Source organism: Staphylococcus gallinarum (genome assembly GCF_000875895.1).
Taxonomy (GTDB): domain Bacteria; phylum Bacillota; class Bacilli; order Staphylococcales; family Staphylococcaceae; genus Staphylococcus; species Staphylococcus gallinarum.
On sequence record NZ_JXCF01000193.1, the window covers coordinates 1 to 241 of the forward strand.

General features: G+C 32.4%; 1 pseudogene. It reads right to left on the bottom strand.

The window, feature by feature from the left end:
• A pseudogene (locus SH09_RS14025) lies at positions 1–241 on the bottom strand (replication initiation factor domain-containing protein); the annotation flags it as partial.

Sequence of the window (241 nt, forward strand, 5' to 3'; positions counted from 1 at the left end):
TCAATGATGTTTTGTTTTAACCAAAGCATTTCTTCATGCGTAAGTTTATTAGGATTAAATTCAACACGCATATTACGTCTATCCCACGCATCTGCTTTTACTTTATCATATTCGATGTAACCTTTTTCTTGTAGAGCCTTAGCTTTAAATTTGGTTTGTAATATATCCCAAAGTCTAATTTGTGGCGCAATACTCATAAATTCAGACAGTTTGTGAGCATTGTTCTTATTAAGATTCCCAA